The following is a 19,575-nucleotide window of genomic DNA, read 5'->3' as shown; positions in this document are numbered from 1 at the left end:
AGCAATGGAGCCACTTTGATTCAGCCCGCGCCCTGCAGCAGTTTCCACAGGCGATTGGGCGACGCCGGCGTCTCCCTGATCTGCACGCCAAGGTGCTCAATGGCGTCATTGATTGCGCAGATGATGGTCGCCGGCGTCGTATGGATGGCGCCTTCACCACAACCCTTGGCCCCCAGGGGAGCCACGGGGGAAGGCGTTTCGACAAAGGCTTTTTCGGTCATGGGCACCTCGTGAATGCCGGGCAACAGGTAGTCGGAGAACAGTGACACCAGGGGCTGCCCGTCGAGCTCGGAATACACATATTCCTCGTATAATACCGCGCCCACGCCCTGGGCCACGCTGCCCTGGATCTGGCCCTCTACCGTGGCCGGATTAAGCCGGGTGCCACAATCGTCGACAATAAAATATTTCAGGATCTCGGTAATCCCGGTCTCCCTGTCCACCTCCACCAGCGCGATGTGACAGGCATTGGCAGCCGTCAGGTAACTCTTGCAACGCCCCTGCTCATCCGGTGCGTTGCGATCCGGTGCCGTCCAGACGTAGGTCGCCTCAGGGCTGGGTTCCATGCCCGGGGGCAGCAGGTCGCTGCGGCCGAGCATGGTACCGGCCACCGCGGCGATGTGCATTTCAGCGCCCGGGTTGCCATTGACCCGCATATGGCCGTCGATCAATTCGATGTGCTCCGGCTCACACTGCATGAGGCCCGCGGCGACCAGGCGGAACTTCTCTTCTATCTTTTTGCAGGCCCCCATGATGGCGCCACTCAGCGCCACGCCAAGGCGACTGCCGCCGTGGCCGAAGTGCGGCGGAGCGACATCGGTGGAGGCATAGGTCACGCGAACCGCGTCCATCTCGACACCGAAATAATCGGCCACCAGCTGCGCCGCCAGCGTGTACTGGCCCTGGCCCTCGAGGGCGAAACCGAGGGTGACCGTTATCTGCCCCAGGATGTCTATTGCGACCTTGACCCCCTCGGGCACGCCGACACCGGGCACACCGACGGTGGAGTAGGCATTCCAGTCGAACACCCCCGGCTCCACGGTATTGACTACCCCGATACCCAGCAGCCGCCCTTCCTGGCGGGCACTGGCCTGGAGTTCCCGCATTTGCTGGTACCCGGCCATGTCCAGCACCTTGTCGAGCACTGTCTCGTAGCTGCCGCTGTCGTACTCGTTACCGCTGGGAATGGTGTAGGGGAACTGATCCGGCTGGATGTAATTGCGGCGCCGGATCTCGGTGGCATCGAGCTTGAGGTCGCGGGCGGCGATATCCACCATGGACTCGAGCACCATGTTGTGTGGAGGCGGCCCGTAACCGCGGTAGGCATAGGTTGGCGCCCGGTTAGTGGCCACCAGTTTCATTTTGTACTGGGCCGCCCGTATCCGGTAGCAGCCGGTGAAAGCCGCCAGGGGCTTGGCCGCTGAAATGGTGCCGTAGCCCTCCGCGCCTGCGCCCTGGTCATCGACCAGGTCGACCTTGAAGCCGGTCAGGGTACCGTCGGCCTGCACCGCCAGCGAGGCCTCGTAGTAGCGGTCCCAGGACTGGCCGGCCCCGGCCAGCAGGTACTCGACGCGATCCTCGATGTACTTGACCGGTATGCCGTTCGCCTTGCGTGATAGCAGCGCGGCAATGTCGGTACCGCGCGGCCCGCCCTTGCCGCCAAAGCTGCCGCCGTGAGGATGGGCGACCACCTTGACCCGGTTCGAGGGCAGGTTCAGGGAAGCGGCCCGACCGAGGGCGATAAAACTGGGGGTCTGGTAAGAGCCATAGCAGGTCAGGCTGTGATTGACCACGTCCCACACACAGACACAGCCGAAAGTCTCCATGGGGTTGGCGCCGACCCGGTTCCAGCGAAACTTTTCGGTATAGACATGATCCGCCTCGGCGAACACCCGGTCGACTTCTCCCCAGGTGTAGGTGCGATCCTGCATGACATTGCTGTCCTGGTTCTCGAACAGCTTCGGCGCATCCGGGGCCACCGCATCCATCGGGTTCTTTACCGTTGGCAGCAGTTCGTACTGCACCTCGATAAGCTCCAGGGCGTCTTCGGCAACATATCGACTGCTTGCGGCAACCGCGGCAACCGGCTCACCCACGAAACGGACCTTATCCACCGCCAGCGGTGTGCTGCCCCAGCCTTCGGGGGCGGTGGTGCCGACATTGCACCAGCGCCTGACATCCTCCCCCGTCAGCACGGCGACCACGCCGGGCAGGGCCAGCGCCGCCGAGGCATCGACACTGACAATCCTGGCGTGAGGGTGCGGGCTGCGCATGATGGCCGCATGGGCCATGCCCGGCAGGGCGAAGTTATCGATAAACTCCGCCGCGCCGGTGACCAGGCTGGGGTCTTCAATCCGCTTTACCTCCTTGCCCACATAGCGTGGCGAGGTGATCGGCATATCTTCCGGCAATTTGGGGATTTCTATAGCCATATCTAAGCTCTTCCAGGTTCTGGTTGATTAGGGCCCGTTCTCACCAACTGAGCTGACCCTAGGCACTGCCGTGGGCGCTGGCCAGCTTGCCGCCCCGGGTTCTGGCGGCGGCCAATCGCACCGACTGGATGATCGACTGATAGCCCGTGCAGCGGCACAGGTTGCCATCCAGGGCATCCTTGATTTCCTCGTCCGTCGGATTGGGGTTCCTGCCCAGCAGATCAAGCGTGCTCATCAGGAAACCGGGGGTACAGAAGCCACACTGTAAACCGTGTTCTTCAATGAACGCCTCCTGAATGGGGTGCAGCTCACCGCTGTCGGCATTGCGCAAACCCTCAACGGTCTGCAGGCTGGCACCATCCGCCTGGGCCGCCAGCATCAGGCAGGAGCGAACCGCCTGGCCGTTCTTGATGATCGTGCAGGCGCCGCACACCCCGTGTTCACAGCCGACGTGCGTGCCGGTCAAGCGCAGATCATGGCGCAGGAAATCCACCAGCGTTGTCCGCGGGTCGACTTCACGCACATAGTCGACGCCATTTACCGTAACTTTAACCTGTTGCTTTGCCGTCATCTTTCACTACCCCTCGTGCTTTGAGAATTGCTCGTGGCGCTGCTACGCCGCCCGCTCCACTGCCTCGGCCAGGCAGCGTTTCACCAGTGTGGCAATCAGGTCGCGGCGATACTCCCCGCTGGCATGTACATCACTGATCGGTTCAGCCAGGGAGGCAGCGGCCGCTTCCCCCGCCTGGGCAAACAGCGCCGCTGCTGGCACCTGTCCGTTCACCACCTGCTCGGCGTCCTCCAGCCGTGCCGCGGTCGAGTTGACACCGAACACCGCAATTACCACGTCAGCACAAAGGCCTGCCTCTACCCGCAGGGTTACCGCGGCACCTGCGATGGCCAGGTCGCCCTCCCGGCGGCAGATTTCCTGGAAGGCCCAGCCGGTAGCGGGCGCCAGCACCGGGGCGCGCACTTCGGTGAGTATTTCCGTGCTATCCAGGTCGGTGGTCAGGAAGGTGACATAGAAATCGTCCGCGGGAATGACGCGCTCGCCCTCGGGACCGACAATGACCATTTCCATCCCCAGGGCCTGGGCAATGGCGCCGTATTCTGCCGCGGGATCGGCATGGGCAAAGGAGCCACCGACCGTACCCTGGTTGCGAATCTGGCGATGGCCGATGTGGCAGGTTGCCGCATGCAGCAGCGGCTGCTTCTGCTGCACGAGCTCGCAATCTTCCAGCGCGCTCTTGCTGGTCATGGCGCCAATTTTAATGACACCGTCCTCCTCGCGAATGTAATCCAGGGTGCTAATCCTGCCCAGATCCACCAGGGCTTCCGGCCTCGCCATACGCAGGCTCAGCATGGGCATCAGACTCTGGCCACCGGCGAGGATCTTGGCATCAATATCATCATCCTCGAGCTTCTCCAGCAGGGCTACAGCCTGTTCCAGTGTCTCGGGTGCGTAATAGTCAAATGGTGCCGGCTTCATCGGAGGTCCCCACTACTGGTTGCGTACTGACAGGCGTATCCAACCTGCCTCTGCTCGGTCTGCAAGTATAGGCCAAGCGCTGACAGATACTTGCACATCGCACTGGGCTTCGCCCCGACTGGATCAAGCCCGGTACATAAACAACGGCACTTAACAACAATGTATACCAGACACACTAGCAAGTACCTCCTGTTCCGCAGTCGTGGCGATCACAGGAAAAGTCTAATCAGTATTACTGTCTGCGACCAACCCGCATCGGATCAATTACGGCCTTCAACGTCTCTTTTTCGGACAGCAAGCCAGGCGCCTGAACGGCGTAAAATCGGCTGCAGCGCCTGTATTTAAAGGCCCGGAAAGCAATCCGCCACGCCGATGGCCGAATCTGGACCCAGTTGTGATGGCGCACAACAGAACCTAGACTCAAAATCCTGTTTCGGCCACTACAACTAAGTGAAGGATCGATCATGTCGAGCACAAATCGAGAGAACATGGTTAAGCCGGACTTCATGTCCGATGAAGAGTGGGAAGGCATCAAGGAAGCTACCGCGTCCCTGGAGCGCATACGCGGAGATGCCCGGGCGGATGTGGAGGCCTACCTCGCCAATCCCGATGGCCGGGCAAGCGGCATCGAACCCGGCGGAGACCCCACCAAGCCCACCCAGCTTCCCACGCTGCTGCTTACCGTCATCGGACGCAAGTCGGGTGAAAAGCGCACCACCCCGCTGGTCTTCCTGCGCAACGGCGACGACCTGGTCGTGGTTGGCTCGCTGGCCGGTTATGACACGCACCCCGCCTGGTATCTCAATATCAGCGCCAACCCCGATTGCTGGGTACAGCTGGATCGCGACAGGTACACCGCCGTTGGTCGCGATGCCACCGCCGAGGAACGCGAGGAGTTGTGGCCCAGACTGGTGGAAATGTTCCCGCCCTGGGGCTATTTCCAGAGCCAGACGGACCGCCCCTTCTCCATCGTCATCCTGTCGCCAACCGGCCCTGCCTGATGCGGAGGACAATATCGCCATGAGCAAGGTAAATTTCGAGCATCTTTTCGAACCGCTGCAGGTTGGGCCAATGACGGTGCCCAACCGTATCTGCGAAACCACCAATACCATCAACTCCTCGATGACACCGGGGCGCCTGGACGAGCACTTCATCGCCCACCACGGTGCCAAGGCCCGGGGTGGAACCGGCTGGATTGGCAGTGAAACCTGGCTTCTGAACCTGCCCTTTCCCCCGGAAACCCCGGATGAAATTGGCCTGGGTGTCGGCTTTGGCTCTCATTTCGCCACCTACCAGGACCCGGGCTTCGCCGGGGACATGGCCAAATTCTGCGAGGAGATCCACCAGTACGGCTCGGTCGCGGTGGTCCAGCTGACCCACCTGAACGCGGTGTGGGCTCCCTCTCCCGTGCCGATCATCGGCGCCCAGGACTATACGCCCCACGTGATGGGGGAAGAGGAAATCGAGTTCTGTCTCAACACCTATGCCGATGCCGCCGAGGTCGCCAAAAAGGCCGGCGCCGATGGTATTGAAATCCACTGCGCCCACGAGACCCTCGGCTACAGCTTCCTGTCGCCTGTTACCAATCGCCGTGAGGACAAATGGGGCGGTGGCCCTCAGGAGCGGGTGCGCTTTGTGCTGGAGGCGCTGAAGCGGGTGCGCGAACGCGTTGGCGATTCCATGGCGCTCGGTATCCGCATCAGTGGCGCTGAATTTCGCCACCAGGGCTATGACAATATGGAACTGCGGGAGATGCTGTACTGCATCGGCGAGGCAGGGCTACTGGATTTCGTGGATATCGACGCCGGCCACTGTTGGGGCGCGCCTTCCTACGTGCCCAACTCCTACTATGCCCATGCCCAGTTCCGTGAGTTCGGCAAGGCTGCCATGGTCGACCTCGCCGAGATGGAACCCAGGCCAGCCGTACTGTTCACCGGGCGCTGCAACGACCCGGTACTGGCCGAGGAGCTGCTCCGGGACGGCATCTGCGACCTGGTCGGCATGGTGCGGGCCGGTATCGCCGACCCTGAATTCGGCAACAAGGCCCGCGAGGGCCGCCTCGGCGAGATACGTCGCTGCATCAGCTGCACCCGCTGTATCGACGAGGCCTCAGAACCGGTGACCGTCCCGTACACTCCCACCTGTTCGATCAATCCGGTTATCGGCAATGAACTGCTGTGGCAGGAAAAGTTCCAAGCGGCGGAAACAGCCAAGCGCGTGGTGGTGGTTGGCGGCGGCCTGGCCGGCTGCGAAGCGGCCCGTGTGGCCGCCATGCGCGGTCACCATGTCACCCTGCTGGACCAGGGCAAGCGCCTGGGTGGCCAGCTCCTGATCGCCGCCAAAGCCCCCGGGCGGGATGATTTCGAGGACCAGTGCTACTTCGAGGAAAACGAGATGACGCGCGTGGGCGTCGACGTGCGCCTCGAAACCAGCGCCGATCTCGACAACATCAAGGCCCTGGCGCCGGACGCCGTGGTGATTGCCACCGGTTCCGTTCCGCGCATGCCCGAAGATATCCCCGGCATCGACCTGCCGCACGTGGTACAGGGCTGGGATGTGATGCAGGGCAAGGCCACCACCGGTGACCGGGTGGCGATTATCTCCCAGGAAGACTACTACGAAACGCCCTGCGTGGCCGAGTACCTCACCGAACGCGGCAAGCAGGTAGAGGTATTCCACAAGTCCGTGCACCTGGGTTACGAGATCGCCCGTTACTCCATTGGCATGGTGCTCAAGCATATGGAACAGTGCGGCGTCACCATTCACCCCAACCTGATATTGACTTCGGTGACTCCCGATGGCTTCGAGCTCGCCTCGTCGTGGGGTGATATGACCTACCAGCAGCAAGGCTTCGACAGCGTGGTGTTGGTCTATGGCTCGGTAGCGAAACACAAGTTGTACGATGAGCTGAAAGCCGATGGCAGCATTGGTGAGCTCTACCTGGCCGGCTCCGCATGGCTGCCACGGCATATGGCAGAAGCCACCCGTCACGGCGCCAGTATAGGGCTTGCCATTTAGCCCCGGCAGGGGCTTGGGAAGGGGCTGTGAAAACGTAACCAGACATGCGCTTCGGTTTTCATTTGTTCATGGTGGACCCGGCGGAGCACCAGGCGATCGCCCGCACCGCAGACCAATGCGGCTGGGACAGCATCCAGGTGGCCGACGCGCCCTTCTTTCCCGAAGATATATCGGTTCCCTACCCGTACACACCGGACGGCAAGCGATTCTGGCCTCTGGATACTCCAGTGCTGGACCCCTGGGTAGCCATCACCAATATGGCCGCCGTGACCGAGCGTATTCGCTTCATGCCCTCCGTATTGCGGCTCGCTGTCCGCCAGCCGCTGCTGGAGGCCAAGAGTCTTTTCTCGGTCGCAGCGGTTTCCAACGACCGCGTTGCCCTGGGAGTGGGGCTGGCCTGGATGCCCGAGGAATTCAAATGGCTGGGCCAGGACAAGAGAACCCGGGGTGCTCGCCAGGACGAGGCTATACAGGTGCTGAAACTCCTTATGCGCGGGGGCTTCGTGGAGTTTCACGGCAGGTACTACGACTTCGACCGCCTGATCATGGCGCCGGTGCCAGGCAGGAAGATTCCCATCTATGTCGGTGGAACCACTACTGCCGCCCTGCGCCGCGCTGCCCGCCTGGGCGACGGCTGGGTCAGCGTGATTCACAACCTGGACGAGGCAGCAGGCGTTATTGCCGAAGTGAATGGCTTCAGGCGAGAGTACGGCCGCGAGAACGAGCCCTTCGAGATCATGATGCACTGCCCCGACGCCGAGACCGTTGACGATATCCGCCGACTGGAGGATCTGGGCGTCACCGATCTGCAGACCACCCCCTGGACAGAGCGCATCCTCGCGGAAATGGGCGTCGGCGCCAGCATGCGGCAACAACCACCACTGCAGGCGAAGCTCGAGGCCGTCAAACGCTATGCCGATGAGGTGATTGCGGCTTTTGCCTGAGGCCCCCAGCGCACTCAGCCAGACTTTCTCCTCCGCCTTTCCTCGCGCCGGCGCTTGATATCCGGGTTGTCCGCCGCCAGGCCCTTGCGTATCAGCTCATCGATGTCCTCGGCACCATAGCCGGCTTCAGCGAGTAACTCCCGGGTATGCTCTCCCAGCAGGGGGGGGTGCTTGCGCACCTCGCAGGGGGTCCCGTAGAAGCGGATGGGTATACCGGTCACCGTGACATCACCGTATTCCGGGTGGGTCACGTCAACCAGCATCTTGTTGTGCTGGATTTGCGGATCAAGGGGCACTTCCTGCGGCTCGTTGATCGGGGCTACCAGCACATCCGCCGCCACCAGGCGCGCAACCAGTTCCTGGCGGGTGAACTGGCTGGTTCGCTCGCTGATCAGCCTGTCCAGTTCATCCTCGTTGGCCTTGCGCTCCCGGGCGGTAGCAAAACGCTCATCGCTGTCCCAGTCCGTTTCCAGCGCGCGACAAATATTGCCGAAGAACTTCTCCCCGGGGGTCGTCATCACAATGTGATGGCCGTCGCTGGTGGGAAAGCAGCCCGAGGGGGCAAAGGCCAGGCTGCGATTGCCGGTCCGCTCCGGCACCTCACCGGTGGTCAGGTAGGTGCCGATGGAACTGGCCTGGGCGTGCATCAGGGTGTCGAGCAGTGACACCTCTATTCGCTGGCCCTGGCCGGTCCTGTCCCTGACCCGCAGTGCCGCCTGGGCGGCATTGGCCACCATCATTGAGGTCATAACATCCACCGCGGGAAAGCTGGTGCGCACGGGTTCACCGTCGGGATCCCCGTTCAACGCCAGCACGCCGGCATAGCCCTGGACCAGGAAATCGATGCCGGGGCGGCCATCGTAGGGGCCGTCCGGTCCGAAGGCGGTGACCCGGATCCAGATGATATCCGGCTTGTGCGCCCTGACCTGCTCATAGCTCATGCCCAGCTTGCTCAGGGCGGGTTCCCGGACATTGGTAATCAATACATCAGCCGTTGCGGCAACCTGGGCGAAGATCGCCCTGGCCTCTTCCTGCTGCAGATCCAGCACCATGTCCCGCTTGTTGCGGTTGAGGCTGAGGAAGGGCCCCGCGTCCTCACCGCGCATGGGGCCGAACTTGCGGCTGTCGTCACCGTGGTGGGATTCAATTTTCACCACATCGGCACCCAGGTCGCCGAGCAGAGTCGCGCCGTAGGGAGCCGCCAACATGGTAGAACAATCCAGCACCCTGAGGCCGCTAAGGGGGCCCTCGGCAAAACTGGTCTCATGCGTCATTGCTTTGCTCATTACTCACTCCTTCATTCACCCGCGTTCGCTGCCTCCCGGCGTCGGACAAGTACGCCCCCCTTTGCCTGCGAGCGCTTGTCTTCAGTTTACCTGATAGCCCTGAAATCACCTGACCTGAGGAATTCATAAACGGACAATATTAGGTGGCTTGAGGTCAGGGGCAGTATCCCCCGGAAAACTGCGGATAGTGGTAGGCTTGTTGTGCTGTTTACCACCGCAAGGAGCCCGGCATGAATGATCAAAATGACATCAGGACGCTGCTACACAAGCTGGCGGATATAGAGGCCCTGAAACAACTCAAGGCGCGTTATTGCCACCTCGTCGACGCCGCTGACTGGGACGCTCTGGATGCCCTGTGGATGGAGGACGCCACATGCGACTATGGTTTTTTCGGCCGTTTCCAGGGGCGGTCCTCCATCATGGATGGTTTCTTTCGCAAGCAGGTGAGTGAGGCCAGCTCATTCAACGCACACATGGTTCACAATCCACTGATTGAGGTACATGGGGACCGTGCCAGCGGGAGCTGGTACCTTACGGCCCATACAACACAGCAGCCCGGGAACCGGGCTATCTGGGTGATGGGCATCTATCACGATGAATTCCAGCGGGTGGAGACGGAATGGAAAATCGCCTCACTGAGATTCGAGTTCAAGTACTTTACCCCCTTTGACGAGGGCTGGGCCAGGACACCCATGTGGCAACCGCCGCACGGGTAACTCAGTTGTGAGCAGCATGTTTCCACGCGCATCCCGGCGCACGATCAATTCCGGACTTCAACAGCTCATTTTCGGACATCAGCGCAATGCAGTGCTGCAGGCAGTTTATTTTGCCCATCGGAAACTGTAGATTTCAGGACAATGATAGAGGCGCGGTAGAACCACTGTCCGTATTCAAAGGCTTGCCTAGAAACTGATTACAGGAAGATTCATCATGAGCGATCCATTACATACGCTGCTGTGTGAAAAGCTTGACATCGAATATCCCATCGTCGCGTTCACTCACTGTAAAGACGTTGCGGTAGCGGTCATCAACGCCGGGGGCTTCGCCGTGCTGGGCGAGGCGATGCATCCGCCGGAACATATCCGCGCCGATATCAAGTGGATACGCGAGCGCATCGGCGACAAGAAGTTCGGCATCGACCTGGTGCTGCCAGCCTCGGTAGAAGAGGAGCGCAGCGTCGAGGAATTGATGGCCATGATTCCCAAGGAGTCTCGCGATTTCGAACAGATGATCAAGGCCAAGTACGATGTGCCAGACCCCAAGGAAGCACCCGACCTCTATACCTGGGGCGGCCTGGACCAGGCGCGCGCGCTGGCCCAGCTGGAAGTCATCTTTGAGGAGAATGTGCCGGTCTTTGCCTCTGGCCTGGGTTCGCCAAAATTCCTGCTTGAGCGGGCCCACGCCCAGGGCATGATGGTGTGGGGGCTGGTCGGCACACCGCGCCAGGCGCAAAAACAGATTGATGCCGGTGTCGATTGCATCATTGCCCAGGGCTATGACGCCGCTGGGCACACCGGGCAGATAGGCACGCTGTCTATCGTGCCGCAGGTCGTCGACCTGGCCGAACCAAAAGGCATACCGGTACTGGCCGCGGGCGGCATCACCACGGGCCGTCACCTGGCCGCCACCCTCGCGTTGGGTGCCTCCGGGGTGTGGACCGGGTCGCTGTGGCTGACCTCGCGCGAGTCCGACGTCAACCAGCCGCTGAAGGAACGCCTGATCGAGTGTGAGACCACCGACACCATTTACTCCAACTGTATCTCTGGCTACACCATGCGCACCACACGCTGCCCCTGGCACGATGAATGGATGGGGCCGGACGCACCGCCGGTACTGAAGGCGCCGCTGCAGATGATGCTGTCGTCTGACTACATCCAGGGCTCGCTGGACTACCAGCGCAAGGACCTTATGACCGAGGCCGCCGGCCAGGGAATTCACTATGTCACCGAGATGAAGCCGGCGCGGCAGATTCTTTCCGATATCGTGGAAGAGGCGCTGGACGTATTTGACCGCTTTGCCAGTGACGATGATGACTAGGGAAGCCGCCGCTCCGTACCTGGCCGGCTTCAACCCCGACTACCAGGGAAAGCGCGCAGAGTGTGAAGGCGGTGCGCCGATAGCGGAGACAAAGTACGCCGGGCGCCAGTTTTTTGCCGGCACCCTGACCGGGGATTACCGCGATTTCGACTTTGGCGGTTACCCCTGGCGCTGGTATCTGCTGGCAGACCTGACGCAAAAGCCGGAGGCCTACACCAAAGAGGCGGTCTGGTGTGAACAGGAAAGCCTTATCCTCTTGGATAATTGACGGGAGATCAAACAATGCGAATCGTCGTATGTGTGAAGGAAGTACTGGATCCGGATGCGGTTAACAACTACGCATTGGCGGGGAACCTGACCATGGGTGCCGATGGCAAGACACCGCAGGTGTCCGCCATCCCAACGCTGATCAATGGATACGATGAGCAGGCGATTGAAGCCGCCCTGCGACTTCGCGACGCGGGTGTCGACTGCACCATCACCGCTGTATCGATCGGCCAGGACCTGAAGGCCCTGCTGAAACAATGCGCCGCGCTCGGCGCTGACGAGATCGTCGGCATCGACGCCGATCTCGCCGCGCTGGACAGCCAGGTGACCGCCAATATCCTGGCGGCCTACATCCAGAGCAGCGGCGGCGCAGATCTGGTGCTGTGCGGTCGCCAGGCATCCGATGACGACCAGGGTGTGGTACCGGCGCTGATCGGTGAATACCTCAGCATGCCCGTTGTGCCCCTGGCCCGCGCGGTAGAGGCCAGCGGCTCGACCCTGACAGTGACCCGGGCAACCCCCGACGGTGATGAAGTGGTGCAAGGTCAGCTGCCCGCTGTCGTTACCGTGAGCAACGAGCTGGGCGACCCCCGCTTCCCCACCGCGAAAGCCAAAATGGCGGCGCGCAAGAAGAAGCCCACGAGCATCGCCGTGGCTGACCTGGGACTCTCGCCGGAACAACTGGCGCCGCGGGTGATACTGGAAAAACAGTACGTGCCCCAGGTTCAGGGCAACTGTGAATTCCTCGAGGGCTCACCCGCCGAAATCGCCAGAACGCTGGTGGAAAAACTGCGGGCGGATAGCCTCATCTAGCGCTTTGCGGGTGCCGCGATGAAGATCTACACCACCGCGCCACTGGAAGATCCGCGCAGCGCCCGTACCCTCTACAAGACGCTGGAAGACATTGGCTACGACGGTGGTTTTTCCTTTGAAGCCAAGCACGACCCCTTCCTCACCCTGGCGGTAGCCGCCGAGCACACCGAACGCATGCGCCTGGGCACCGCGATCGCCATCGCCTTTGCCCGCAACCCCATGAACCTCGCCAACCTGGGCTACGACATGCAGTCGATCAGCGGTGGCCGCTTTGTCCTCGGGCTCGGCACCCAGGTGCGCCCGCATATCGAAAAGCGCTTCAGCGCCGAATGGTCACAGCCCGCCCGGCGCCTGCGTGAAATTGTACTGGCGGTCCGCGCCATCTGGGATTGCTGGGAAACCGGCGGCAAGCTGGACTTCCGCGGCGAGTTCTATACCCACACCATCATGATCCCGGCCTTTGATCCGGGCCCCAACCCTTACGGGCCTCCGCCTGTTTTTACCGGCGGATTCGGTCCGCTAATGACCCGGGTGGCCGGCGAAGTCGCCGATGGGTTTATCGCCCACCCCTTCAATACCCGCCAGTCACTGCTGGAGAATGCCCTGCCAGCACTGGAGCAAGGGCTGGCGCTATCCGGGCGCAGCCGGCAAGACCTGGAAGTGATGTGTGCAACCCTGGTGGTCACCGCCGATACGGAAGAGCAGCTGGCCGCCTCCAAACTCGCGGCGCGGAAACAGCTGGCATTTTATGGCTCGACCCCCGCCTACCTGCCGACCCTTGCCTGCCACGGCTGGGAAGGTGTGCACAGGGATTTGAACGCCCTGTCCAAGCAGGGGCGCTGGGATGCGATGACCGACCTGATCGACGACGACATCCTGGACGCCATTGCCGTGGTCGGCGAGCGCGGTGAAATTGCCGGGAAGCTGCGGGCGCGCCTGGACGGAATCGCCGACAGCGTCAGCCTGACGCACAACCGCTGCCCCGACCCCGGGTACTGGGCCGATATCGTGCAGCAGTTGCGGCAGTAGCGCCGGCCGAGGCCTATTGCGCCATCAGGTGGTTCGCCGCGCGGAAGGCGATGGTCATGGCCGGCCCCAGGGTGCAGCCGGCACCTGGGTACTTGTCGCCCATGATGGACGCCGTGCAGTTGCCCGCCGCGTAGAGCCCCTCGATCGCATTGCCCTGCTCGTCCTGCACCCGGCCATCGTGGTCGATGACCAGGCCGCCCTTGGTGCCAATATCGCCGGGATAAATCGGCGCGCCGTAATACGGCGCTGTATCCAGCGGCCCGAGGCAGGGGTTGGGGGAGACCTCCATATCACCGTACATACGGTCATGGGCATCGCTGCCCCGGCCAAACTCTTCATCGACGCCGGTTCTGGCATACTCGGCCATTTTGGCGACGGTCTCCTGAAGACCGTTCCTGTCGACACCGAGCTTGCCTGCCAGTTCATCGAGGGTATCGGCCTTGATGAGCATGCCGTTCGGCCCGAACGCCGAGCGGTTCATGAAGTCCGGCGACATACTCGACTGGACGATGCCGCCGAAGAAGTACTTCTTGCGGTAGTTGCCATCAAAGATCATGTAAGCGGGAACGCAGTCATAGCCCGCCTCTTTCGCGTTATAAAAACACTCGCCGTAGGAATTGTAGGTAATCGCCTCATTCATGAAACGCCGCCCTTTCTTGTCGACAATGATCAGGCCGGGCTTGGACTTCTCGGAAAACAGCACCACAGAGGTATCACCGTTCTTGACCACGGGAGCCCACCAGGCCTCGTTCATAAGTCCGGTAGCGGCACCGATTTCCTGCCCGGCGATAATCAGGTCCCCGGTATTGCCGGGGTTGGCGGCGCTCCAGTTGCTCTCGGTCGGCTGCGGCAGGTTGGCCTTGCGCATTTCCGGGTTGTGCTCAAAACCGCCTGAGGCGACGACAACGGCTTTATTGACCCGAATCTCGAACTCGCCCAGCGCATCGGAGCGGGCGACCACCCCCACCACTTTGTCACCCTCTTTGACCAGGCGGGTAACCCCGGTTTCCAGTACCAGTTCGACGCCCAGTTTCTGCGCCGCCATCAGCATACCGCCAATCAGGGAGTTGCCCTGGCACAGGCGCCGGTCCCGCAGGCCCTTCAGGCGCCCGACGATATCGAGCAGGTAACGGCCAAAAATGCCGGCGACGATTTTTTGCCATCCCGGGGAGGTCGCCAGAATCTGGGAGCCCTCGAGAATGCTCATACCGAAAATACCCATGGCCTTGCTTTGCTTGGGGGTATCCTCCATCTTGTAGAGCATGTCGCCCAGTGGACGGCCGTCTATCGGTGAAGGGTCCATGGTGCGCCCCCCCTCCTTCCACCCCGGATAACTGGGATAGTAATCGGCGTAGCCCGGCACGGGCACGTAGTGGACAGGCGTCTCGGTATTGAGGAAGTCGAGCATTTGCGGCGACGATTCGATGTAGTTGCGGATCGTATCGTCCGCTACCTGCTCCTCGGGGATGACCTTGCGCATGTACTCGAAGGCGTCCTCGGGGCTGTCAACAACGCCGGCGTCAGCGATGTTCTTGTTGTTGGGCACCCACAGCCCGCCTCCGGAGCGCGCCGAGGTGCCGCCGTAGGTCGCCTGTTTCTCGAGCATAAGCACTGATGCACCCAGTTTCGCAGCCCGGATCGCGGCCATAAAAGCACCGGCGCCGGAACCCACGACCACAACGTCATAATTGTTTTGCACGACCTGTTCTCCCCCAAAATCCTTTGCGGCACCTAGTATAAGTCCACCTGGGCCCCTGCTGCCCTTATTGAGCAAAAATTGCAGCCTTAGTTTAAAAGTTGCGAATAACGCGACCCTTTCTCGCGTTCTGGCATGAGAAAATTGCCCCTGGATACCGGATAATTCCCAGGCAACATAAGCGTCAGGCAACCCGCCGATCCGGCTGGGCAGTGGGCATAGCCCCAGGAGAACCTGTTCATGCAGACACTAGATTACGAGGTACTCCAGCGGCTCCTGGCCTGGCTGGAACAGGGCGAGCGGCCCTGGCTGTGCACCATTGTGACAACCATCGGGTCGGCCCCGCGTCCGCTGGGCTCCCTGCTGGCGGTTCTGGACCGGGGCGAACAGATCGGCTCGGTGTCGGGTGGCTGCGTCGAGGAAGACCTGCTGGAGCGCTTGCGGGCAGGGTTCTACACCGGCGAGCGCCCGGAACTGGTCGAGTATGGCGTGAGTGCCGAAGAGAACGAGCGGCTGGGGCTGCCCTGCGGCGGCAGGCTGGTCCTGCTGATCCAGCAATTGCAGCCGGCTGACAGCGGTTGGCTGGGGGACATTCTCGCCGCGCTGGACCGGCGTCACTGCATTGAACGCTGCCTGGACCTTGCCACCGGGGCAACCGGGTTGCGCCCCGTGGCGCATTTCAGCGCATTGACGCTGAGCGAGCAGCAACTGACTCAATGCTTTGGCCCCCGCATGCGCATACTGCTGGTGGGCGCCGGCCAGCTGGCCCAGAGCCTGGCCGAACTGGGCCTGGCAATGGACTACGAAGTGCTGGTTACCGATCCGCGCCGGGAATTCCTCGACCAGTGGAGTGGCCCCGACATCCCCAGGATTCAGGGCATGCCCGACGATGTGGTGCGCGAGCGCGCCAATGACCGCCATTCAATCATTATCACACTCACCCACGATCCGCGTATTGACGATATGGCGCTGATGGAGGCCCTGGGATCGGAGGCCTGGTACGTTGGCGCCCTGGGTTCGGTGCGGACCACGGAGAAACGCCTGCGGCGACTGCGGCAACTGGAACTTCCAGAGCAGCAGATCGAGCGCCTGCACGCCCCGGTAGGCCTGCCCATCGGCAGCAAGACCCCGATCGAGATTGCCGTCTCCATCATGGCCGAATTAACCCAGCTGCGGCGGACGAGCGCAGCGACGTGACGGTCGGCGTACTGGTGCTGGCCGCCGGACGCAGTCGCAGGTTCGGCGCGGATAAACGCCTGGCACTGTTACCGGGCGGCCGGGCCCTTATCGATGTATTCCTGGACGAGCTTCGCCGCAGTGGCCTGCCGGCTCTGGTATGCCTGGATACCGAGGACCGTGAACTGGCCGCGTCGGTGACAGAGCGGGGCTTTCCTGTCTATCGCTGCCGCACTGCCAGTGCCGGCATGGGGGCCACCCTCGCCGAGGGGGCAAGCCAGCTGCCGGATTGGGACGGCGTATTGATTGCACTGGCCGACATGCCCTGGGTGACGGCAGACACCTACCGGGCTGTGGCGGACTCACTGTCCCCCGGGTTGATCTGCGTCCCCACCTGCAATGGCCGGCGCGGCCATCCGGTCGGCTTCGGCAGGTGCTTTTTTCAGCCGCTGGCGGAACTGGGCGGCGACGTCGGCGCCCGCGAGCTCGTGCAGCGGCACGCCGACCGGGTCGTGGCGCTGGCGGTGGCCGATGCGGGCATTCACCGGGACATCGACCGGCCCGAGGATATCGAGCGCTCGATAGCCACCGGCATGCCGGGCCGGGATGGTTAGGCGCCGTACCTGGCCCTGCCAAGGCAACCACCAGCGACCAGCCCCCTGGGGCCGGTTGGTTGCTGCGCCGCATCGGCAAGGATTGCCTGCTCTCCGGCAAGCGCTAAGTTCTGGTCTGCACCAGATTGATCTGAGTCAAGGCACGGCAGGCTCACACAGGCATGATTGGTCCCCTGTTCTTCGGGTTGACCTGCAATGAAAACGATTCCACTCCGGCTTGCCTCCCTGCCCCTGGTCCGGCACCTGCCATGGCGTATGCCACTGCAGGTCCTTCCCCGGCCACTGCAGCTGCTGGCGGCCGAACAGTTGGCCAATCAACTGCTGCGCGAGCAGATTGAAAGTGACGATCTCGATTTTCTCCAGGGCCGCATCATGCGCATCCGCATCAAGGACCTGGGTTACGACTGGGGCATCACCAAGCTGGGACCTCAGCTGGTGTTCGTGCAGGGCAGCGATTGCGCCGAGGGCTGCATTAGCGGCGACAGCCGGGAGTTCCTCCTGCTGGCGAGCCGGCGCGAGGATGCTGATACCCTGTTCTTCCAGCGGCGCCTGGTCATAGAAGGTGACACCGAGCTGGGATTACAGGTAAAAAACCTGGTGGACAGCATCGACCTGGACGAATTTCCGTGGATGTTCAACCAGGCAATCGGCGTGGGCGCTGATTTCGCAGAGGCCTTCTCCTGAGCCTTGCGAGCCGCCTGCGGCGAAAGCATCAGACCCGGGCGATGATCTCCATCCCGGGCTGGTCCAGCCAGTAACCGTCACACAGAGGCGCGCTCACCAGTCTCTCGACACTGCAATCGGCGTCATCTTCACCCTGAATAGCCGCGTGATACTGCGCGACTATTGCGGCAGTGTGCTGCGCCTGCGGACTGATGCGCATGTAGTCCACCCCCAACTCGGCCAGCGAACGCCAGTGCGGCAGCAGGTGCTGGATCCGGCCTGACTGGGTCTGGATACCGTTGAGCTTGAAAAATTCCTCGCCCTCCTGACTCCGCATCGGCAGGCCGTCGGGGTAGTCAATGCACTTAAGCTGGCATTCGTCCTTGGGCAGGTTGTGGTGGCGGGCGGTGAAGCAGCGCGCGGAATACGCCAGCGGCATATGGCCAAAGCTGAACACCTCGGTTTCCAGCTCACCGGCGATGCCCAGCCGCCTGCTGTCGGCCAGGATGTCGCCCAGGGTATCCCGGGACAGCTCCACCGGCATCACCCAGCGCCGCAAGCCCATACCCACCAGGTGTTGCAGGGTGTGGGCATTGTAAATATTGAGCGTGGCGCCCCCGACGAAAGGCAACTGCTGCTCATTGACCAGCTGCACGGCACCCATCTCATTGGCTTCCACCAACAGTTCACCATTGCGGCACAGGCGTTTGACCCCGCCCAGTTCGGAACCGGCCTCGATCAGCGCAAGGGTCGACAGGACTGTCTGCTTGCCCGCCAGGCTCAACTGCTTGGCCAGCTCTATCCACTCGGCGGCCTTGAAACTCCGCCGCTTGTGGCAGACCGTTTCGCCCAGGTATATCACCTCCACCGGAGCGTTGATCATCTCCTGGTAGAACTGCTCCATGGTGTCGCGCGGCCAGAAATACAGGATGGGGCCCAGCGATAAATGCATAGCGGATTACTCTGTTACTGTGAATGACAGGGCCATCACTGCCACGGGCGGTGGTAGGCCCCCAGGGTGGTCTGGGTCCCCTCGGAAACCCCGGCCAGCGCCTGCATCCAGCGCGGCTCCGGGCGGAAGCTTGCGGGGTCGGCGGCACAACGATCGATGGCTTCGCGCCAGACCCTGGCCACTTTCTCGATATAGGCAACACTGCGCTGGCGACCCTCTATCTTGATGGCCCCGATACCCGCCGCCTGGAGCTGCGGCAGCAGCTCGAGGGTGTTGAGGCTGGTCGGTTCCTCTATGGCGTGATAGGTGGAGCCGGCGACATCAAAGCGGCCTTTGCATACCACCGGGTAGCCAGCGGGGTCCCCTTGCTGGTAACGATCGATAAGCACGCCGTTCAGGCGCGACTCCAGTCCATCTGGGGTATCTTCCCAGCGCACAGCACTGGCGGGCGAGCAGGCACCGCGGGTATTGGGCGATTCCCCGGTGGCATAAGAGGAGAGCAGGCAGCGCCCCTCCACCATCACACAGAGGCTGCCAAAACCGAACACCTCCAGTTCCACCGGGCTTTGCGCCGCCAGATGCTCCACCTGGGACAGGGACAGTACCCGCGGAATAACCGCGCGGCGAATGCCGAACTGCTCACTGTAAAACCGCAGTGCCTCGATATTGGTCGCCGAACCCTGCACCGACAGGTGCCTGGGTATTCCCGGATGCTGTGTGGCGGCATAGGCGAGCACGCCGGTATCGGCAATGATCAGCGCGTCGACACCGAGCTCCGCCGAGAGATCGACAGCCCGCTGCCAACGCTCCCATCCCGACGGCTGGGGATAGGTGTTGATCGCCACGAAAACCTTGCGGCCGCGATCCTGGGCGTAGCGCACCGCTCTCTGGGCCGTGCCGTCATTGAAATTGAGACCGGCGAAGTGCCGGGCATTGGTGTCGTCTTTAAAACCGATGTAGACAGCGTCAGCGCCATTGTCGACAGCGGCTTTCAACATGGGGTAATTCCCCGCGGGACATACCAGTTCCATGAAACTCCAGGCCGGTAGCAGTGATAATAATCCAGTAACCGGTTTCCCGGCGGACCACATAATAGGGGCGGAGACAGCCGCTTAACTTGATCGACATCAACTTCGGCACCATTTACCTGCTAGTTCCC

General features: G+C 62.0%; 18 protein-coding genes. 11 read left to right on the top strand and 7 right to left on the bottom strand.

From position 1 onward, the window contains the following. Window positions 1-20: 20 nt before the first annotated feature. From DWB85_RS14355 to DWB85_RS14345, 3 genes are read right to left on the bottom strand one after another with little or no spacing between them, the layout of a single operon-like run. Complete coding sequence (locus DWB85_RS14355) at window positions 21-2,432, bottom strand: xanthine dehydrogenase family protein molybdopterin-binding subunit (protein WP_117955989.1); 2,412 nt, start codon at window positions 2,430-2,432, stop codon at window positions 21-23. Window positions 2,433-2,490: 58 nt separating this feature from the next. Beyond that, window positions 2,491-3,003 (bottom strand): (2Fe-2S)-binding protein, encoded by a 513-nt coding sequence (locus DWB85_RS14350; protein WP_117955987.1) that lies wholly within the window; start codon window positions 3,001-3,003, stop codon window positions 2,491-2,493. 42 nt (window positions 3,004-3,045) lie between these two features. Further along, on the bottom strand, window positions 3,046-3,921 hold the full coding sequence (locus DWB85_RS14345) for an FAD binding domain-containing protein (RefSeq protein WP_117955985.1): 876 nt from the start codon (window positions 3,919-3,921) through the stop codon (window positions 3,046-3,048). Window positions 3,922-4,385: 464 nt separating this feature from the next. Between DWB85_RS14345 and DWB85_RS14340 the strand changes: the two genes are divergently transcribed. Genes DWB85_RS14340 through DWB85_RS14330 form a run of 3 tightly spaced genes read left to right on the top strand, consistent with a single transcriptional unit; the run spans window position 4,386 to window position 7,883 of the window. Then, window positions 4,386-4,922, top strand: coding sequence for a nitroreductase/quinone reductase family protein (locus DWB85_RS14340; RefSeq protein WP_117955983.1), 537 nt, complete (start codon window positions 4,386-4,388; stop codon window positions 4,920-4,922). Window positions 4,923-4,941: 19 nt separating this feature from the next. Beyond that, a complete protein-coding gene (locus DWB85_RS14335) occupies window positions 4,942-6,939 on the top strand; it encodes an oxidoreductase (protein ID WP_117955981.1) in 1,998 nt (665 codons plus the stop codon). Between the two features lie 44 nt (window positions 6,940-6,983). Then, window positions 6,984-7,883 carry a TIGR03619 family F420-dependent LLM class oxidoreductase gene (locus DWB85_RS14330; RefSeq protein WP_117955979.1) on the top strand — a complete coding sequence of 300 codons (900 nt, stop codon included), beginning with the start codon at window positions 6,984-6,986 and terminating at the stop codon, window positions 7,881-7,883. Window positions 7,884-7,897: 14 nt separating this feature from the next. On the opposite strand, the gene DWB85_RS14325 is transcribed toward DWB85_RS14330, so the two are convergent. After that, entirely contained in the window at window positions 7,898-9,169 is a 1,272-nt protein-coding gene (locus tag DWB85_RS14325; protein WP_117955976.1) for a CaiB/BaiF CoA transferase family protein, read from the bottom strand. Between the two features lie 230 nt (window positions 9,170-9,399). On the opposite strand from DWB85_RS14325, the gene DWB85_RS14320 reads away from it, so the two are divergent. From DWB85_RS14320 to DWB85_RS14300, 5 genes are all read left to right on the top strand, one after another. Then, window positions 9,400-9,885 carry a nuclear transport factor 2 family protein gene (locus DWB85_RS14320; protein ID WP_117955974.1) on the top strand — a complete coding sequence of 162 codons (486 nt, stop codon included), beginning with the start codon at window positions 9,400-9,402 and terminating at the stop codon, window positions 9,883-9,885. A gap of 214 nt (window positions 9,886-10,099) precedes the next feature. Beyond that, on the top strand, window positions 10,100-11,206 hold the full coding sequence (locus DWB85_RS14315; RefSeq protein WP_117955972.1) for an NAD(P)H-dependent flavin oxidoreductase: 1,107 nt from the start codon (window positions 10,100-10,102) through the stop codon (window positions 11,204-11,206). Next, window positions 11,199-11,474 carry a hypothetical protein gene (locus DWB85_RS14310; protein ID WP_117955969.1) on the top strand — a complete coding sequence of 92 codons (276 nt, stop codon included), beginning with the start codon at window positions 11,199-11,201 and terminating at the stop codon, window positions 11,472-11,474. Before DWB85_RS14315 ends, DWB85_RS14310 begins: the two co-directional genes overlap by 8 nt. A 14-nt stretch (window positions 11,475-11,488) precedes the next feature. Continuing rightward, a complete protein-coding gene (locus tag DWB85_RS14305; RefSeq protein WP_117955966.1) occupies window positions 11,489-12,286 on the top strand; it encodes an electron transfer flavoprotein subunit beta/FixA family protein in 798 nt (265 codons plus the stop codon). 18 nt (window positions 12,287-12,304) lie between these two features. Then, a complete protein-coding gene (locus DWB85_RS14300; RefSeq protein WP_117955963.1) occupies window positions 12,305-13,315 on the top strand; it encodes a TIGR03617 family F420-dependent LLM class oxidoreductase in 1,011 nt (336 codons plus the stop codon). A 13-nt stretch (window positions 13,316-13,328) separates the two neighbouring features. On the opposite strand, the gene DWB85_RS14295 is transcribed toward DWB85_RS14300, so the two are convergent. Then, window positions 13,329-15,014 carry an FAD-dependent oxidoreductase gene (locus DWB85_RS14295; RefSeq protein ID WP_117955960.1) on the bottom strand — a complete coding sequence of 562 codons (1,686 nt, stop codon included), beginning with the start codon at window positions 15,012-15,014 and terminating at the stop codon, window positions 13,329-13,331. A gap of 237 nt (window positions 15,015-15,251) precedes the next feature. Here DWB85_RS14295 and DWB85_RS14290 point away from each other — a divergent pair, with 237 nt between their 5' ends. The 3 genes from DWB85_RS14290 to ubiT all read left to right on the top strand — a co-directional run bounded on the left by DWB85_RS14290 (window position 15,252) and on the right by ubiT (window position 17,485). Continuing rightward, complete coding sequence (locus DWB85_RS14290) at window positions 15,252-16,208, top strand: XdhC family protein (RefSeq protein ID WP_117955957.1); 957 nt, start codon at window positions 15,252-15,254, stop codon at window positions 16,206-16,208. Then, window positions 16,205-16,801, top strand: coding sequence for a nucleotidyltransferase family protein (locus DWB85_RS14285; protein WP_117955955.1), 597 nt, complete (start codon window positions 16,205-16,207; stop codon window positions 16,799-16,801). The genes DWB85_RS14290 and DWB85_RS14285 overlap by 4 nt, the downstream gene beginning before the upstream one ends. Before the next feature lie 195 nt (window positions 16,802-16,996). Continuing rightward, window positions 16,997-17,485 (top strand): ubiquinone anaerobic biosynthesis accessory factor UbiT, encoded by a 489-nt coding sequence (gene ubiT / locus DWB85_RS14280; protein WP_117955952.1) that lies wholly within the window; start codon window positions 16,997-16,999, stop codon window positions 17,483-17,485. A 28-nt stretch (window positions 17,486-17,513) separates the two neighbouring features. On the opposite strand, the gene DWB85_RS14275 is transcribed toward ubiT, so the two are convergent. Together DWB85_RS14275 and ubiU are read right to left on the bottom strand one after the other, a co-directional pair. Further along, a complete protein-coding gene (locus DWB85_RS14275; RefSeq protein WP_117955949.1) occupies window positions 17,514-18,416 on the bottom strand; it encodes a U32 family peptidase in 903 nt (300 codons plus the stop codon). Window positions 18,417-18,451: 35 nt separating this feature from the next. Further along, window positions 18,452-19,447, bottom strand: coding sequence for a ubiquinone anaerobic biosynthesis protein UbiU (ubiU, locus tag DWB85_RS14270; protein WP_117955946.1), 996 nt, complete (start codon window positions 19,445-19,447; stop codon window positions 18,452-18,454). Between the last annotated feature and the right edge of the window lie 128 nt (window positions 19,448-19,575).

Source organism: Seongchinamella sediminis, assembly GCF_003457605.1.
In the GTDB taxonomy this organism is placed as follows: Bacteria; Pseudomonadota; Gammaproteobacteria; order Pseudomonadales; family Halieaceae; genus Halioglobus; species Halioglobus sediminis.
This window is presented reverse-complemented; position numbering and strand designations above follow the sequence as displayed.

Excerpts from the sequence above, each read along its gene's own strand:
- DWB85_RS14355 (WP_117955989.1), bottom strand. The coding sequence starts at position 2,432 with ATGGCTATAGAAATCCCCAAATTGCCGGAAGATATGCCGATCACCTCG.
- DWB85_RS14350 (WP_117955987.1), bottom strand. The coding sequence starts at position 3,003 with ATGACGGCAAAGCAACAGGTTAAAGTTACGGTAAATGGCGTCGACTAT.
- DWB85_RS14345 (WP_117955985.1), bottom strand. The coding sequence starts at position 3,921 with ATGAAGCCGGCACCATTTGACTATTACGCACCCGAGACACTGGAACAG.
- DWB85_RS14340 (WP_117955983.1), top strand. The coding sequence starts at position 4,386 with ATGTCGAGCACAAATCGAGAGAACATGGTTAAGCCGGACTTCATGTCC.
- DWB85_RS14335 (WP_117955981.1), top strand. The coding sequence starts at position 4,942 with ATGAGCAAGGTAAATTTCGAGCATCTTTTCGAACCGCTGCAGGTTGGG.
- DWB85_RS14330 (WP_117955979.1), top strand. The coding sequence starts at position 6,984 with ATGCGCTTCGGTTTTCATTTGTTCATGGTGGACCCGGCGGAGCACCAG.
- DWB85_RS14325 (WP_117955976.1), bottom strand. The coding sequence starts at position 9,169 with ATGAGCAAAGCAATGACGCATGAGACCAGTTTTGCCGAGGGCCCCCTT.
- DWB85_RS14320 (WP_117955974.1), top strand. The coding sequence starts at position 9,400 with ATGAATGATCAAAATGACATCAGGACGCTGCTACACAAGCTGGCGGAT.
- DWB85_RS14315 (WP_117955972.1), top strand. The coding sequence starts at position 10,100 with ATGAGCGATCCATTACATACGCTGCTGTGTGAAAAGCTTGACATCGAA.
- DWB85_RS14310 (WP_117955969.1), top strand. The coding sequence starts at position 11,199 with ATGACTAGGGAAGCCGCCGCTCCGTACCTGGCCGGCTTCAACCCCGAC.
- DWB85_RS14305 (WP_117955966.1), top strand. The coding sequence starts at position 11,489 with ATGCGAATCGTCGTATGTGTGAAGGAAGTACTGGATCCGGATGCGGTT.
- DWB85_RS14300 (WP_117955963.1), top strand. The coding sequence starts at position 12,305 with ATGAAGATCTACACCACCGCGCCACTGGAAGATCCGCGCAGCGCCCGT.
- DWB85_RS14290 (WP_117955957.1), top strand. The coding sequence starts at position 15,252 with ATGCAGACACTAGATTACGAGGTACTCCAGCGGCTCCTGGCCTGGCTG.
- ubiT (WP_117955952.1), top strand. The coding sequence starts at position 16,997 with ATGAAAACGATTCCACTCCGGCTTGCCTCCCTGCCCCTGGTCCGGCAC.
- DWB85_RS14275 (WP_117955949.1), bottom strand. The coding sequence starts at position 18,416 with ATGCATTTATCGCTGGGCCCCATCCTGTATTTCTGGCCGCGCGACACC.
- ubiU (WP_117955946.1), bottom strand. The coding sequence starts at position 19,447 with ATGGAACTGGTATGTCCCGCGGGGAATTACCCCATGTTGAAAGCCGCT.